This window comes from Microcoleus sp. bin48.metabat.b7b8b9.023, from assembly GCF_013299185.1.
Lineage (GTDB): Bacteria > Cyanobacteriota > Cyanobacteriia > Cyanobacteriales > Microcoleaceae > Microcoleus.
In genome coordinates this window covers 146,750-162,478 of sequence record NZ_JAAFKG010000007.1, presented here as the reverse complement: position 1 = coordinate 162,478, position 15,729 = coordinate 146,750, and the positions used below count along the sequence as shown (strand labels likewise).

At 45.3% G+C, this 15,729-nt stretch carries 12 protein-coding genes; 4 read left to right on the top strand and 8 right to left on the bottom strand.

Features of this window, described 5'->3' with window-relative positions; all coding sequences use genetic code 11:
• Positions 1–174 precede the first annotated feature (174 nt).
• Both QZW82_RS06785 and QZW82_RS06780 read right to left on the bottom strand, forming a co-directional pair.
• Positions 175–564, bottom strand: coding sequence for an HNH endonuclease (locus QZW82_RS06785; RefSeq protein ID WP_366664979.1), 390 nt, complete (start codon positions 562–564; stop codon positions 175–177).
• 78 nt (positions 565–642) lie between these two features.
• Positions 643–1,269 carry a heme-copper oxidase subunit III gene (locus tag QZW82_RS06780; RefSeq protein ID WP_293146389.1) on the bottom strand — a complete coding sequence of 209 codons (627 nt, stop codon included), beginning with the start codon at positions 1,267–1,269 and terminating at the stop codon, positions 643–645.
• Positions 1,270–1,282: 13 nt separating this feature from the next.
• Between QZW82_RS06780 and QZW82_RS06775 the strand changes: the two genes are divergently transcribed.
• Positions 1,283–1,435 (top strand): hypothetical protein, encoded by a 153-nt coding sequence (locus QZW82_RS06775; protein ID WP_293146387.1) that lies wholly within the window; start codon positions 1,283–1,285, stop codon positions 1,433–1,435.
• A gap of 293 nt (positions 1,436–1,728) precedes the next feature.
• Here the strand turns inward: QZW82_RS06775 and ctaD are convergent, their stop codons facing one another.
• The 4 genes from ctaD to QZW82_RS06755 form a co-directional block, all read right to left on the bottom strand.
• Positions 1,729–3,540 carry a cytochrome c oxidase subunit I gene (gene ctaD / locus QZW82_RS06770; RefSeq protein ID WP_293146385.1) on the bottom strand — a complete coding sequence of 604 codons (1,812 nt, stop codon included), beginning with the start codon at positions 3,538–3,540 and terminating at the stop codon, positions 1,729–1,731.
• A 204-nt stretch (positions 3,541–3,744) separates the two neighbouring features.
• Positions 3,745–4,746 (bottom strand): cytochrome c oxidase subunit II, encoded by a 1,002-nt coding sequence (locus tag QZW82_RS06765; protein WP_293146383.1) that lies wholly within the window; start codon positions 4,744–4,746, stop codon positions 3,745–3,747.
• A 608-nt stretch (positions 4,747–5,354) separates the two neighbouring features.
• Positions 5,355–6,116 carry a class I SAM-dependent methyltransferase gene (locus tag QZW82_RS06760; RefSeq protein ID WP_293146381.1) on the bottom strand — a complete coding sequence of 254 codons (762 nt, stop codon included), beginning with the start codon at positions 6,114–6,116 and terminating at the stop codon, positions 5,355–5,357.
• 169 nt (positions 6,117–6,285) lie between these two features.
• Entirely contained in the window at positions 6,286–7,299 is a 1,014-nt protein-coding gene (locus tag QZW82_RS06755; RefSeq protein WP_293146379.1) for an LD-carboxypeptidase, read from the bottom strand.
• Positions 7,300–7,575: 276 nt separating this feature from the next.
• On the opposite strand from QZW82_RS06755, the gene QZW82_RS06750 reads away from it, so the two are divergent.
• The 3 genes from QZW82_RS06750 to QZW82_RS06740 all read left to right on the top strand — a co-directional run bounded on the left by QZW82_RS06750 (position 7,576) and on the right by QZW82_RS06740 (position 12,894).
• Positions 7,576–9,009, top strand: a complete 1,434-nt coding sequence (locus QZW82_RS06750; RefSeq protein ID WP_293146377.1) for a carotenoid oxygenase family protein — start codon at positions 7,576–7,578, stop codon at positions 9,007–9,009.
• Positions 9,010–10,028: 1,019 nt separating this feature from the next.
• Positions 10,029–10,853, top strand: coding sequence for an SDR family NAD(P)-dependent oxidoreductase (locus tag QZW82_RS06745; RefSeq protein WP_293146375.1), 825 nt, complete (start codon positions 10,029–10,031; stop codon positions 10,851–10,853).
• Between the two features lie 286 nt (positions 10,854–11,139).
• Positions 11,140–12,894 (top strand): asparagine synthase-related protein, encoded by a 1,755-nt coding sequence (locus tag QZW82_RS06740; RefSeq protein WP_293146373.1) that lies wholly within the window; start codon positions 11,140–11,142, stop codon positions 12,892–12,894.
• Positions 12,895–13,143: 249 nt separating this feature from the next.
• Here the strand turns inward: QZW82_RS06740 and QZW82_RS06735 are convergent, their stop codons facing one another.
• Positions 13,144–14,448 carry a hypothetical protein gene (locus QZW82_RS06735; protein WP_293146371.1) on the bottom strand — a complete coding sequence of 435 codons (1,305 nt, stop codon included), beginning with the start codon at positions 14,446–14,448 and terminating at the stop codon, positions 13,144–13,146.
• A 20-nt stretch (positions 14,449–14,468) separates the two neighbouring features.
• On the bottom strand, positions 14,469–15,722 hold the full coding sequence (locus tag QZW82_RS06730; RefSeq protein ID WP_366664978.1) for a decarboxylase: 1,254 nt from the start codon (positions 15,720–15,722) through the stop codon (positions 14,469–14,471).
• Between the last annotated feature and the right edge of the window lie 7 nt (positions 15,723–15,729).

Genomic DNA, 15,729 nt, shown 5'->3' with positions numbered 1-15,729 from the left:
GAGTGAAAGTCTTACCTCATGAGTTAAAACAGTATTTGCCCTCATGGCAACGTTCTGAAACTTTACCAAAATGGGATATCACAATTATCCCATTGTGACTGGTATTTTATTTATCCGCGAGTCCCTAAGTCAACCGTATTGAATTATATTGGCGATCGGTGATTGCTGGCATACTCAAGCTTTTTTGCCGTGTACTTGAATGCGTTTGTCGGTTTTTTGTTTCTTAATCCAAGAGATAAATCTCTGGAGTTCGGGGTCATTTTTGAGCTTTTCTAGGGTGTTGAGCTCTAGGGCGAGGTGTTTGTTGTCAAATAGCGAGTGTATCTGGCGGTGACAAGCTGAACAAATGTCGATCGTCTCGCTGGGATCTTCGTTTTTGCGCTTGGTGTTTTGTTTGGGGATCAGGTGGTGGGCGGTTAATGCTTCCATTTGTCGATCGCACAATTCGCACTGCATAATTTCCTCAATGCTGGTGGATGGGAGAATTGCTTCTTTTAATTTAGCGTAATTTAGGGCGATCGGCTTTGAGAAAGTGAGTAGAGGTCGATCGCACTTCGCAAACAATAAAAAACCCCCAACCGGGGGTCTTAATTTCAGGTGGGACAGGCCTCTTGCCTGCCCGCTAAGTAGAAAAGCCTACGGTCAAATTATGTACAGCAGCACAAACAAAACAATCCAAATTACATCGACAAAGTGCCAATAAATCTCAGTCGCTTCGATGCCGAAGTGGTGTTCGCTAGAATAGTGACCTTCCGCGCGCGATCGCCAAACGACCCCAGCCATCAGCACCACTCCAAACGTCACGTGCAAACCGTGAAAAGCAGTCAAAACGTAAAAGCAACTGGCATACAAATTAGTCGTCAACCCAAACTCTAAATGAGTGTATTCGTAAACTTGACCGCACAAGAAAACGACGCCCATAGCGATAGTCACGAGCAACCAATTTCGCATACCCGTCGCATCATTCTTTTTGATCGCAGCATCTGCATTGTGAATCACAAAACTACTAGCAATCAGAATTACCGTGTTAATTCCCGGCAGCAATAACTCTCGCGCGGGCGTACCTTCAGGCGGCCACATCGGGGCCATCGCCCGATAAATCAAATACGCGGCAAACATACCCATAAATATCATGCCTTCAGATCCCAAGAACACAAGTACGCCTAGCATTCTGTGGTCGGGATGTTCTTCGCCGTGGGCTTCTATTTCGGCGCTGTGGTGGTAATTTAGAGCCGTTTTTTCTGGATCGATCGCTGGAATTTGTTGCATAATAAATTGCTAGTTGAAGGAAGAGGGAAGAGGGAAGAGGGAAGAAGGAAGAAGGAAGAAGGAAGAAGGAAGAAGGAAGAAGGAAGAAGGAAGAAGGAAGAAGGAAGAAGGAAGAGAATATTCGTGCCAACAATTGTCTGAAAAACTTTGTATTTCTCGTTTATAGCCGAGGCTCGATCCCCCTAAATCCCCCTTAAGAAGGGGAGTAGGGGTTGACTTTGAGTGTGTCCGGTTCCTGCATTCTCAAGGGGGGCTTTGAGTATGTCCAATTCCTGCATTCTCAAGGGGGGTTTTGAGTATGTCCAATTCCTGCATTCTCAAGGGGAGCTTTGAGTGCTTCTTGTCCCCCCCGACCTAAGGGGGGCTAGGGGGGATCGAGAGCTTAATCGTCAGACAGCAGATCGTTACTATGTTTGACTTGTTTGTTGACATTAATGACTAATGACTAATCACTAATCACTAATTGCCATCTTGACTTTCATCAGCAGGAGAATCAACATTTATCTCCGATTCAGGCTCGACCAAAGTTGCAGTACCGCCAAAGAATGTGGAAGCTTGAGCTTCTGCAATCGGAATACCGCGTTTCTGGCCGCTGGCGCTGGCGATCGCATTTTCCCTCAACTTCAGCCTGAGACGTTCGCCAGTGTTCTGAATTTTTTCCATCCCGTAATCGTAAGGCCCGGTTGCCAATACTGGTATTCCTTCAAAATTTTCGATCGGCGGTGGCGAAGTCGTCATCCATTCCAAACTTAAAGCTTGCCAAGGATTGTCACCTGCTTTCGGGCCGTACCTCCAACTCCAAATCACGTTAACAATAAACGGGATTGTCGAGACTGCCAGCATATAAGCGCCCACAGTACAAATGACATTAATTGTCGTAAATTTTGGGTCGTACATTGCCACTCGCCGGGGCATTCCTTGCATCCCCAAAGCGTGCATCGGCAAGAAAGTTACAGTAAAGCCCACATAGGTTAAAACAAAGTGAACTCTACCCCAAAATTCGTTAAGCATCCGCCCCGTCATTTTGGGGAACCAGTGGTAAAAAGCCGCGTAAATTCCAAACACTGAGCCGCCAAACAGCACGTAGTGTAAGTGAGCGACGATAAAATAAGTATCGTGAACGTGAATGTCGAAAGGTACCGAAGCTACCATGATCCCGGTGATGCCGCCGAGGAGGAATGTTGAGATAAAACCCATCCCAAATAACATCGCACTCACTAGGCGGAGTTTGCCGCCCCAAATAGTTGCCAACCAGCTAAATATTTTAATCCCAGTGGGTACGGCGATGATCATGGTGGTGATCATGAAAAACATCCGCAGCCAGCCGGGAGTACCGCTGGTAAACATATGGTGCGCCCACACGATTAAGCCCAAAAAGCTGATGGCAAGACTGGAATAGGCGATCGCCAAATAACCAAAAATTGGCTTGCGCGAGTGCACTGGCAACACTTCTGAAATCACCCCAAAAAAGGGCATGATCATAATGTAAACTGCCGGGTGCGAATAAAACCAGAATAAATGCTGGTAGACAACGGGATCGCCGTTACCAGTCGGGTTAAAAAATGCCGTTCCTGCTAACAAGTCAAATGATAGCAAAATCAATGCTGCTGCTAGCACTGGAGTAGCAACTAAAGTCAGCGCTGAAGTCGCAATCATTGCCCAGCAAAACAAAGGCATTTCATTGAGACTCATGCTCGGAACCCGCATCGTAAAGATGGTAACGGCAAAATTCACCGCCCCCAAAATCGAAGAAGTTCCCAGCAACAAAACGCTGAGAATCCAAATTTCTTCCCCCATTTGAGCAGTAACTAAGCTCAAAGGCGGATAGGAAGTCCAACCTGCTTGGGGAGCTCCTACCAAAAAACTGCTCAACAGCAACACGCCGGCTACGGGAATAATCCAAAATGCCAGGGCATTTAACCGGGGAAATGCCATGTCTTTTGCCCCAATCATTAAAGGGATCAAAAAGTTAGCAAATCCGGCTCCTGCGGGTACGATCCACAGAAAGATCATCACCGTGGCGTGAACAGTAAATAAACTGTTGTAGAGTTCGGGGGCGACAACATCGGAGTCGGGTGTGGCGAGTTCGGTTCGCACTATCGTTGCCATCACTCCGCCGATGAGATAGAAGCAAAAAGTTGTGACTAGGTATTGAATACCTATGACTTTGTGGTCGGTGTTAAAAGTGAAGTAGTCTCGCCAATGTCTGTCGGCCGGCGCTGTTCCGCGAGCCTCTAGGTTGGCAGTTTCTTGGAACTGTGCTTGTGTCATAACAACAAAATAAAGGCTTCCTAGTTCGCCGTGGAAACTTCAATCTTAGTTTGTAGTAATGACTTCAGTCATTTTTACCCTTGGGAAACGGACTAAAGTCCTTACTACGAAACTTTTTGTAGTAATCCTTTTAGTCATTTTTACCCTTGGGAGACGGACTAAAGTCCTTACTACGAACCTTTTTGATGAAGGTATGGACTATTTTTAGTGATGAGTTGGGTGAAGTTGTTCTAAGGTTTTAGCATTAATTTTTATTTCCCTGACGTAGGGAGCTAAAAATTCCCCATCGGACAACTTGTCGGGATTGACTGCAACTGCTTGCTCTAGGTTTTGAGTGCTAGCAATTTGCTGTTCTTTCAGCCAACTGTCGAAGTCTTCGGGTGTGTGAACGAATGCTACAGCTTTCATTGCTCCGTGATATGCGCCGCACAATTCAGCACAAACAATTCGGTATTCGCCGACTTTGTTTGGTATAAATCTTAGTTCGCTTCCTCGCCCAGGAATTGCATCTTGTTTGAGCCGAAATTCGGGCATCCAAAATGCGTGCAGCACGTCTTGAGCTGCAAGATTTAGCTGTACGTCGCCGTTGAGTGGCATATGCAGTTCACCGGAACTAACGCCACTTTCTGGATAGCTAAAAATCCAGGCGTACTGCAAACCCATGACATTTACTACTAAGTCTGCTGGTTTTTCTTCGTTTTCTGGGGCAGCACCTACGCCTAGGGCAATTTGTTTTTCTGGCTGAATTTGAGGGGCTTTTTGTGGTGTATCTGACAGCGTGCCTGCGATCGCACTTCCGCGCATTTTAGAGTGCGATTGCATTGTACCGTGGTCGTGATTACCCATCGGATCGAGGCCACCCATTGAGTTGTAAATCTCAAAACTGTAGACTCCGATACCTAAAATAATCACCGCTGGTAGGGCTGTCCAAAGAATTTCTAAAGGAAAGTTATCATGCCAAGCTGGCCCGTCTGTATTGTCTCCTTCACGACGGCGATATTTAATTACAGCAACGACGATCACTCCGTGGACTAGGATAAATAATCCTATGGAAAGTGTCATCATTGTGTTGAATAGTCCGTCTATCTGCGATGCTTGAGCCGAGGCGGCGATCGGCATTAATCCATGATTCTGGCCGTACCAGAGACTGATCAGAGTCACTCCGATGCCGACGAGCATGGTGAGGATGGAACTTGGAATGTTCACAAAGAAATCCGGTAAGTGGGAAGCGAGTCTTTAGACCTGAGAGGAAAACGACGCGACGGTTTCAACACATTCGACTGCGCTCAGTGACCGCCGCATTGAATTCCCTTTCGAGGTTGGAGAGGTATGGTTGCCTCTAGAAATGGAGATATGGTTGTCTCCTTTCTCCCTTGCGGGGTAATGTTCGTGCAGACCTGTTATAAAGGCTTGTTAAACCTGCAACACTGTTGAGCGTGACTTTCAAACTGTTTAATTGCAGATGACAGAGCCCAAAACTGGCGTCGCATTCTCCGGTATCGTGACCTAAATAACGGCTCCTTTTACAAGGGGTCTGGTCAGAACAGCTTGCAATTTCTTACAAGCTCAATGGCACTTAGCCATGAGTTCCTGACGCTGGTACCTTTTAGTAGCGACACTTCTTCGCTGGAATAATTAGGGAAGCGCCTCTGGGTTGTCAATTTTTAATTGTAGATTGACATTTTGAACACAATGCCTATCTTAAGGCTTACTTAAGGCTTAGTATTTGTGGGCGATCGCTTGTTCGGATTAATACGGCTTAGGTCCCTTGACAAAAATCAGAAAAAATGGTAACAAATTTGTTTTCTTTGCTACTAAATCTGAGATTGTTTTTCAAACACCATTAAATGCTGCTGGGGTAACATATCTTTTGTCTCTTTCCATACTAAACCGACGGCGGCCATTTCTTTTTTAACCTGCTGCTGCGTCATTTTGTGCAAACCTTTAATGGGAATCAGCGGATTTTCGCCCCGATACTCGATCGATACCGTGCGGCCTCCCGGTTTGAGTGCTTTGACAATTCCTTGCATCATTTCTCTGGGATATGCGAATTCGTGATAGGCATCCACCATAACAACTAAATCGACGCTGTTTTCCGGCAAATTCGGATTGTCGATACTTCCCAAAACTGGCTCAACGTTAGCAATATTTTTTTCTTGTTTGTTCAATTCAATAAAGTTGAGCATTTCCGGCTGTACGTCAACGGCGAAAACTTTTCCTTCGGGAACTAGGGGGGCGATGCGAAAGCTAAAATATCCGGTTCCGGCTCCAATGTCTGCTACAATGTCTGTTGGTTTTAAATCGAGATTGTTGACTAATCGAGCTGATTTTTCTTCCATGCCGCGAGATGGTCTTTCCAGCCAACTAGCCCCTTGATATCCCATGACTTGGGCAATTTCTCGACCCATGTAAAATTTGCCTGTGCCGTCGGGGTTGTGGATTGTTCGCTGCTGATAAATTGTATCTTGGTTGGCGATTTTATTTGCTGCTGCTGCCCCGATATTGAGCGGAAACACGCAAACTATTGTCAGGATGATTGCTGTTAATAATTTAATGAATTGTGGAATTTTATTCACGGTATTTATGATTGTGTATTTGAATGGTTGCTCGCGATCTGCCCATTGGCGATGACTTAACGTTAAACGTAATTAGGTACGTAGTTGCGCTTCAGCGCTATACGCTTATATTATCAAGAGCGCTGAAGCGCAACTACGTACCTTAAGAATATTGAGAATGGTTCAATATTTAATTTACGGCTGATGATAATAATTTGATTGTACCAGCAGTTGCGTCGATTTCGACTTCTTTGCCGATCGGCAAAGTGAACTTATCCCGAATGTGTCCCACCATCGAACCGTACCACGCGGGAATATTCAAGGGGCGGATGCGATCCGTCAAGACTTGAGACAAGGTGAGGGACTCTTGCGGCTTTTCGGCCTCGCACTTGGTACACTGTCCGAAAACAAAACCGGATATTTTATCGAGAATGCCTGCTAATTGGAGGTGCGTCAACATTCGATCGATACGATAAACCTCTTCGCTAACTTCCTCGACAAACAAAATACTGTTTTCCCAATCCGGCAAATAAGCTGAACCGATTAGTGTTGAGATTACCGATAAATTGCCCCCGATGAGTTTTCCCCTAGCTGTGCCGCGCCGGATGGTTTCTACAGGCATACTTTTGGAGTTTTGCAGGGTCACAGAACCTCCGTCAAACAAAACTTTTTTGACGTAATCTACTGTAAAGGGACTCCAACTTGAAACGCCTAAAGGGCCGTGAAAAGTAACTATATTAGTTTTAGCATGAATTGCCAATAATAGCGCAGTAATATCGCTGAATCCCATAATAATTTTGGGATTGTTGCGGATTATATTGTAATCCAGGAGGGGCAAGATGCGACCGCAGCCCCAGCCGCCCATCCCGGTAAAAATAGCTTGCACTGAGTCGTCGGCAAAGGCTGCGTTGACATCGGCGGCGCGATCGGCATCTTTGCCTGCTAAGTAGCCGTAGCGATCGTAAAAATGCTCTCCTAGTTTAACTTTTAAACCTAGGTTATCCAGCACTTTGAAAAATTGCTGCACTTCTTTTTCGTAGTTGAAAGCGGCAGGATTGATTAAGGCTACTGTATCGCCGACTTTGAGGCGGCGCGGCTCGATCGCACTTTTCGACAATAGGTTGGTTTGGGCGACGGGTAAAAGCTGAGTACCAATAGCAGTCAGCCCAAAAGTTCTGAGCAGGTAGCGGCGGGCGAAAGTCATAACTGTTAGGTAATTTGTGCTATGGAAGAAGGAAGAAGGAAGAAGGAAGAAGGAAGAAGGAAGAAAATTAATGGTTTGAGTCGCCATTGAAAACGTCCAAACCGTATTAATTATTGCTATATTACTCTATAATAAGGTGTATAGCCTTTCTCAAAAAGATGAGGTATAACAGACAGTTTGCAAAACCAGTAAACTCAGAGGGCTAAAGCCCAACAACGTACCTCATCTTTCTGATAACCGCTATATAGTAGCTTAGTTTTATTTTGCGATTATTTCATGAAAACAGACAGTAAAATCTCAGCTAAAAAATCCTGGGCCAAATCTTTAGCCCGTCCTGCGGCCGAGTTTCCGCTGACTCAGCTATCGGTTAAAACTGGTAAAATTCCCGACGGATTGCGCGGCACTCTCTACCGCAACGGGCCCGCACGTTTGGAACGTGGCGGTGTTGCTGCGGGACACTGGTTTGACGGCGACGGTGCAATTTTGGCAGTACATTTTACTGATGTTGGTGCTATGGCTGTCTATCGCTACGTGCAAACAGCGGGATATCTAGCTGAAGCAAAAGCCGATCGATTTCTCTACAGTAATTACGGCATGACAGCGCCGGGCCCGGTGTGGTTGCGGTGGACTAAAACTGTTAAAAATGCTGCGAATACTTCTGTTTTAGCTTTGCCCGATCGCCTTTTGGCACTATGGGAAGGTGGGCCGCCTCATAGCCTTGATTTACAAACCCTAGAAACTATTGGTATAGACAACTTAGGAACTTTATCAGGAGAATTTAGCTATTCGGCTCACTGCAAACGTGACCCGATTAGTGGTAATATTTATAATTTTGGAGTTGTCCCTGGTGCTACTACTAATTTGAATCTTTATAAAAGTAATTCTACAGGTAAAGTCGTCCAAAAAGCAACTATTGCTTTGGATGGAATTCCACTGATTCATGACTTTGTTTTGGCGGGGAAGTATTTGATATTTTTTGTGCCACCAGTGCGACTCAATTTTTTACCTGCGTTAGCTGGAATTAGCAGTTATGGTGAATCCTTTGAATGGAAACCGGAGTTGGGAACAGAAATATTAGTTGTTGATTCAGAAACTTTATCTTTAGTTAGTCGCAGCAAAACCGATCCTTGGTTTCAATGGCATTTTGCTAACGGTTTTGTCAAGGAAGATGGTTCCGTGGCGGTTGATTTTGTACGCTTGGACGACTTTAAAAGCAATCAGCGACTTAAAGAAGTAGCGACAGGTGAAACTCGCACCAATGCCGAGGGGATTCTCTGTCGAGTGCATCTCAATCCGCAGACGGGGAAAGTGATAGCAACAGAAGAATTGTTGAATCAACCTTGCGAATTTCCGATTGTACCTGCTTCAGAAATCGGGCAAGAGTCGCGGTATATTTATCTGGCAATGTATCGACCTGATGTGAATATTGTAGCTGAACGTTACGGCGCGATCGCCCGTTTCGACGCGCAAACCCGCAATCTCACAATTGCCGACTGCGGCGAAAATCGCTATCCCGCAGAACCCATCTACGTTCCAGATATTTCCTCGGAGAAAGGTTGGATTTTGACAGTTATTTACGACGGCAATTCTGATAGCAGCGAAGTGTGGATATATGAGGGCGACGGACTTTCCCGCCCGCCTGTTTGTCAGCTAGAATTGCCCGGTGTCATACCTTTGGGCTTTCACGGTACTTGGAAATCGGCCGTCTGAGAAGATTGTAAAGAAGTGTTGCGGAAGATTTATTAAAAATTGTTGCAGCTTTGAGGTGGAGTTGTTAACGTGTGTGTAGATAGGAAATTCTCATATCTAGGAGGTGTGGAATTTATGCTCTATATTGCTCATATATCCTGTGCAAATTTCGACGAATCCCCGGCGAATATCCTCGGCGAATAAATTCGCGCCTACACAGGCAAAGTCTGCCTCCGCAGACTGAAGAAAAAGGGGTAATAAAACCCCGGTGAATATTCCCGGCGAATAAATTCGCGGCTACACAAGCAAAATCTGCCTCCGCAGACTGAAGAAGGATAACCAATCCGGCGAATAAATTCGCGGCTACACAAGCAAAGTCTGCCTCCGCAGACTGAAGATAACTCGGCGAATGAATTCGCGGCTACACAAGCAAAGTCTGCCTCCGCAGACTGAAGATAACTCGGCGAATGAATTCGCGGCTACACAAGCAAAGTCTGCCTCCGCAGACTGAAGAAGGATAACCAATCCGGCGAATAAATTCGCGGCTGCACAGGCAAAGTCTGCCTCCGCAGACTGAAGAATGATAACCAATCCGGCGAATAAATTCGCGGCTGCACAGGCAAAGTCTGCCTCCGCAGACTGAAGATAACTCGGCGAATAAATTCGCACCTACACAAGCAAAGTCTGCCTCCGCAGACTGAAGAAAAAGCGGTAATAAAGCCCGCTTGGCAATGATTTTCGACTAGGTTTTCTCATGTCAGGCTTGTCTGCTTGAATGAGGTTGAACGACCAGATTTCTGACAGATTTCTGGCAACTTAAAGTTTAGTTCAGCTTGCGCGCACGTCCACGATTCAAAAGGTTTGAGTTTTGAGTTAACTCCACAAATAAATTAGGTATATCTAAACTAGATAGCCTTTACCACAATTATCTATTCTGAGTTGTTACCGCGAAAACATTCAACTCATAACTGATAATTCATAACTCACAACTCCTAACTCCGTGCCACAGCAAGCATCAAAATCAGAAGGTTTAATCTATTATGCAGCTTCAAGGAAAAACAGCTCTTGTTACAGGGGCTTCACGTGGAATTGGGCGATCGATCGCTCTTGAATTAGCCAAACAAGGCATCAAACGTTTGTTGATTGTGGCGCGCAACCGCCAGCAATTAATTGAATTGGCAGAGGAAATCGATGTTTTTGGTGTAGAAGTAGTGCCATTAGCTTTAGATTTAACTCAGTCAGTGGCGGTGAATATTGCGATCGCCCAAGCTTGGCGAGATAACGGCCCAATTCACCTGCTAGTCAACTGTGCCGGCGTCGCGCACCAAGCATCATTCTTGCGATCGCCACTCCCATTAATTCAGGAAGAAATTGCCTTGAATTTGCTCGGAACCTACACAATCACCCGGTTAATAGCGAGGCGAATGGCTGCCCAAAAAGACGGAACAATCGTCAATGTTTCGAGCTTGATGGGTAAAATTGCGGCTCCGACAATGGCAACTTATTCTGCTACTAAATTTGCCATTTTGGGATTCACCCAAGCTTTACGCAGCGAGTTAGCAGGGTATAATGTTCGGGTAACTGCTTTGCTCCCATCTCTAACAGATACCGACATGGTGCGAGACTTAGAGCAATTCCGGTGGGTAGTGCCCACAACTCCCGAAAAAGTTGCCCTCGCACTGGTGGAGGGATTGCACAAAGATGCGCCGGAAATCTTGGTAGGATATCAAAGTCATTTAGCAGTTTGGTGTCACAGAATTGCGCCTTGGCTGCTCGATTTTGTGTTGCGGATGGCAACTCCTGAACTTAGGGATAAATCCCAGCGCGATCGCAATTTGCGATCGGTTTTAGCTGGCGGGCGATAAATCTGTTTCGCCGCCGACTAACTCGGCGGCGAGTTGGTCGGCGAAGGTCATTCGCGCCTATACAAACGATGTCCGCCAGACGCCGACTAAGGAATGAGAATTAAATAACTTACAATTTTCATTATTGTGGGATGGGCGTCCCGCCCGTTATTTATAGACGGGCGGGATGCCCATCCCACCAGCTTGTGTAAATTATTTAATTCGCGATCCTAATAAATAAAGCGATCGCAGGGTGTACGTTTCTGTTAAGCTTGATATTATTCTAAATAATATTAAGCTTGCCAGAATGAACAATATAAAATCATTACTGAATTACAAGAGTAGCCAAAAACAAAAAATTTCAGTTCCTCCAAGTCCTCTGGTTGAATTTGCCTCAAGTTGGCGGATAGCTTGGGGGAAAATAGATGCGATCGCAGATGATGCAGCGTGGCGAGATGGTCAAATTGCGATTATTTGCTCTAACCCAAGCGTTCAGCTAATTCTCAGTCCCTCTCAAAAATTTGTGATTGTTGGCGATATTTGGCTCAGCAATCGATCGCAATTGCTGGAAAAATTGGGCATTTCTGCGAGTAGTTGGCAGGGCTGCGATCGCCAATTAGTCGCTCAACTGTGGGAACGCTGGGGCGTTGAATGTTTGCCGCTGTTGGCGGGTATGTTTGCGTTTGCTGTCTGGGATCGTCAATCGCAGGTTTTGCGGCTGGCGCGCGATCGCACGGGCGCGCGCACTCTCTACTACACTAATGTTGGCGCGACTCGCTGGATTGCGCCTCAACTGCGGGCGATCGCAAAATACCACTCAAGGGCGATCGACCTCACAGCCCTGCGAGATTACCTCTGCTGTTCGTTCGTTCCGGGCGATCGTACCCTGTGGCAGCAAGTCCGAGAACTGCGTCCAGGATGCGTTTTAAGCTTCCCTGACGAGACAATTTCGGCATACTGGGAACTGCGAGAACAAGTTGTCGAGGCGGAACAATCTTTAGAATGGCACGGCGCGAGATTGCGAACTATTTTAGACGAAATTGTCCGGGAATATTTGCCAGCAAATCAACCTGTAGGCGTCTTTCTTTCCGGCGGGTTAGACTCTAGCTGCATCGCGGCTTTAGCTGCTCAATTTTGCGATCGGCCAATTCACAGTTACTCAATTCATTTTGGCGAAGAATGCGCCAACGAATTAGAATTTTCCAGTTTAGTCGCCGAACACTGCCAAACTGAACACCACATTTTAGAAATTAGCTTTCGGGATATGTGGGAAAAGTTGCCAGAAACTATGGGTTACTTAGACGATCCGATCGGCGACCCGCTGACAGTGCCAAATTTGCTATTAGGAAGAATGGCGCGAGAATCTGTCGAAGTAATTCTGAACGGCGAAGGTGGCGATCCTTGTTTTGGTGGTCCGAAAAATCAACCAATGTTAATGAACAGCTTGTACAATTCTGTCACAAATTTGGATGCACTGCCAGCATATTTGCTTTCATTTCAAAAGTGCGCGGCGGATTTACCTCAACTTTTAAAACCGGAAATTTGGGCAGCGATGCAAGCAGAACCTTCGGTATTTAGTGCGGATTTGAATGCTAGCGGCAATTATCTGAATCGATTAATGGCGTTAAATATCAAGTTTAAGGGAGCAGACCAGATTTTGACCAAAGTGAACAATTTGACTCAAGCTGCGGGCTTGCACGGGCGATCGCCTTTGTTTGATCAGCGAATAGTTGACTTGAGTATGACGATTCCGCCGGAATACAAACTGTCGGGAGTTGTCGAAAAAGCTGTGCTCAAACAAGCTGTTGCCGACCTTTTACCCGCTCAAATTTTAGATAGACCAAAAAGCGGAATGTTGGTTCCGGTGCAGTTGGGATTTAAGAAGTTTTGGCAACGAGAAGCTAAGGGTTTGTTGCTGTCAAAAAAAGCTGCGATCGCTCCTTATTTCAATCAATCTTTGATAGGTCAATGGTTAGATTATGAAGGAGATACCTGGGGGCGTTATGGTGTTAAGTTGTGGTTGTTGGTGAGTTTGGAACTTTGGCTGCAAGGTAATAAGTAATATCAAATAACGTTTGTAGTGAGGACTTCAGTCCTCAGAATTGCGAGCATCTCACTTTTGGAAAAAAGCAATTTCTTTACAGTGCGATCGTCCCCGAAGAGCGAGTGTTGGATAGCTCGCTCTTCGGGGACAGCACTATAAAATCAAAACTGAGATGCTCCCTCTGAATTTGATGAGGAAGGACTAAAGTCCTCACTACGAACCTATTTAGTTGCGATATTGAATGAGCGGGGATATGGTATAAAAACCTCAACCAAAACTATCAACAACATAGATAGAACTCTCCGTACCGCCTAGCAGAATCAAACTGCTGTCATCGCTACCTAAATCTCGACTTCCAGCAATTCCTCGATTCAAAATTTGAATGAGTTTTTGAGGACTAAAGGATTCCAATTCTACATAATTACCTAATTCCAACCACTCCAATTCTTCAGCAGATAAACCTTGGCGGATTTGGGCTAATAATTGTCTAGCATCTTGTGCATTTTGCTCAGAACTTAAGACAAACATATTATCACCACCCGCCATAATTTGCCGGGGTAGCAGTCCGATATCAATAATTATCGCACTGTTATCTGGGAACCAATTAGGACTGGTACGCAAGTGGTCAACCAAACCAATTCCTTTGGGAGTGCAATCGTGCAAAGCATACACTTTTAAGTCTAGATTTCGGCGCAGCATTTGCATAGTTATGTCGAAGATACTTTGAGGATATCCAGTTATGCTGAGGACTGCACAGTTGTTTTCAAAGTGAAAATTGTTGGCGATTAAAAATTGGGCAATTTCCGGGCGATCGCACACAACTAATCTGTCAAAACTGTAAGCGCTGACATCGGGACTAACGGCGACATTTTCATTTGTCTCGCGGGGAGATGGCAGCACTTTAGCCAGAGAGTTAATTTTTGTCCAAGTATTCATCCAGCCTTGAAACTGATTTGAGTCAATCGTAAACTTTTGACTATTTGCAGGTTTATTGTCAATTTCTAGACGACTCAAATAGATAGAAGCTAGTCCGAGAATAGAGCTAGCTAAAAATAACGGAAAGGAACTTGATAACAGATTAAAACCGATTCCGAACACCAGAACTATTCCTCCCCAAACTTGCAAAGTCTTTGCAAATTTCTGTCGTTGTTGGTACGGATACTTGCTAGAACGGCTAGCAGTAAAAGTTGCTTTAATCAATAAACTATTGATTACAAACACGACCGCAATCCAAACTATACTTCCTTCAGAAAGAAAACTTGCTGTGAAGATAAAACCAAAGATACCCAAACAGAAATTAAGCAATAGGTATCCTGGGACTGTTAATAAAAAATTAGAAATTTTTGGTTTCGATCGCCTATCTAAAAGGTAAAATAACTGCTTAGGGGTAAAGAACAGCGTGTCGTTAACCGAAATATCTGCGATCGCCCTGGCAAACATCGGGTCAGTTATTTTGACACCAGTCATAGCCGTCGGTTCAAAAGCAAACTGATGGCTGCATCGTAGACAGCGACCTCTATTAGCCGTGCGATCTTTTAACTTATTGTCAGTTTGGCAGTTAATGCACTTCATAAAAAGCTCCTAGTGATGATTCAAAAAACTTGATTTGCTAGCAAAATGCTGTAATCTTCCCTTTGGCGAATCAGGCGATGTTGGCTATTTTCTAACAGCACTTCCGCAGGTTTGGGGCGGTGCAAAAAGTGCGATGACATGGCATAACCATAAGCTCCCACATCTAAAATACCAAGGATTTCGCCAATAGTCAAAGCCGGAAGTTGACAGTTTTTCCCCAAATAATCCCGCGAATAAGTCGTATTGCCACAAACATCAGTAAAATGTAGAGCATCCCGACAATTCCAGGTACAAATTTCTCGATAACCACCATGAACCGATGGTACTGAAAGATTAGCAACAGTCGTATCTACACCGACAATTTGTTTAGCTTCCTGCCATTTTGTGGAAACAACTTGAGCGAGCAAAGTAGCACATCCTGCTACAACCGATCGCCCTGGTTCAATTATTAAGTCAATTGCGCGGTCTAATTGACAAATTCTGCTGGTCAATTCTGCCCCAAATAGTTCCCAGTCAAAGGCTGTACCCCCGCTGTGGTAAGGATAGCCAAAGCCGCCACCAAAGTCGAGATATTCCCAATCTGGCAATTGCTGGGCTGCGGCAATTATGGTATCAATTACTTGAGTAAAGGCTGCGGTAGAATTAGTGCCGGTACCGCGATAAAAATGCAAGCCACTTAGCTTTAATCCGGCTGTTTTGGCGATCGCAATTGCTGCGGGAAATTCGGGCGATCGCACTCCAATGCGACTTTCCCCCGTTAATTCGGGCAAATTCAGCCTCAAACCCAGACTGGGCGGTTCTAAAGCCTGCTGGCTTTCCCTGAGAGATTGGTACACTTCACAGCACAACTGCAATTGAGCGAGACTGTCGAAATTCAGAGTTTTGACACCCCATTTGAGAACTTGTTCCATCTCATCTCGGTGCAGATTACTGCCGCTGTAAACAATATTTTGGGGTGCAAAACCTGCCTTAATTCCTAAATAAATATCTCCCGGTGTATTGGCGTGCAATCCCCACCCGCTATCCCGAAAGATTTGCAGCAATGCGATGCTACCGTTGGTAACACTGGCGAAGCAAAATTGAGTTCGCGGATAGGAAATTGCGTTAGTAATGCGGGTGATAGTCCGGCGCAAAATGTCGCTTTGATAAACGTAAAGTGGCGAACCGTAGGTAGCTAATAGCTCTTGGGCTAGGGAAAGAGTCAAAGGAGGTGCTGTGGTGATTGATTTGCGATCGGTAATTGTTGGCATATATTTGTTTGATTTGAGTTGCAAATAAGAT

Coding starts and splice junctions, on each gene's coding strand:
- QZW82_RS06780 (WP_293146389.1), bottom strand. CDS start 1,269: ATGCAACAAATTCCAGCGATCGATCCAGAAAAAACGGCTCTAAATTAC.
- ctaD (WP_293146385.1), bottom strand. CDS start 3,540: ATGACACAAGCACAGTTCCAAGAAACTGCCAACCTAGAGGCTCGCGGA.
- QZW82_RS06755 (WP_293146379.1), bottom strand. CDS start 7,299: ATGACTTTCGCCCGCCGCTACCTGCTCAGAACTTTTGGGCTGACTGCT.
- QZW82_RS06750 (WP_293146377.1), top strand. CDS start 7,576: ATGAAAACAGACAGTAAAATCTCAGCTAAAAAATCCTGGGCCAAATCT.
- QZW82_RS06745 (WP_293146375.1), top strand. CDS start 10,029: ATGCAGCTTCAAGGAAAAACAGCTCTTGTTACAGGGGCTTCACGTGGA.
- QZW82_RS06740 (WP_293146373.1), top strand. CDS start 11,140: ATGAACAATATAAAATCATTACTGAATTACAAGAGTAGCCAAAAACAA.
- QZW82_RS06735 (WP_293146371.1), bottom strand. CDS start 14,448: ATGAAGTGCATTAACTGCCAAACTGACAATAAGTTAAAAGATCGCACG.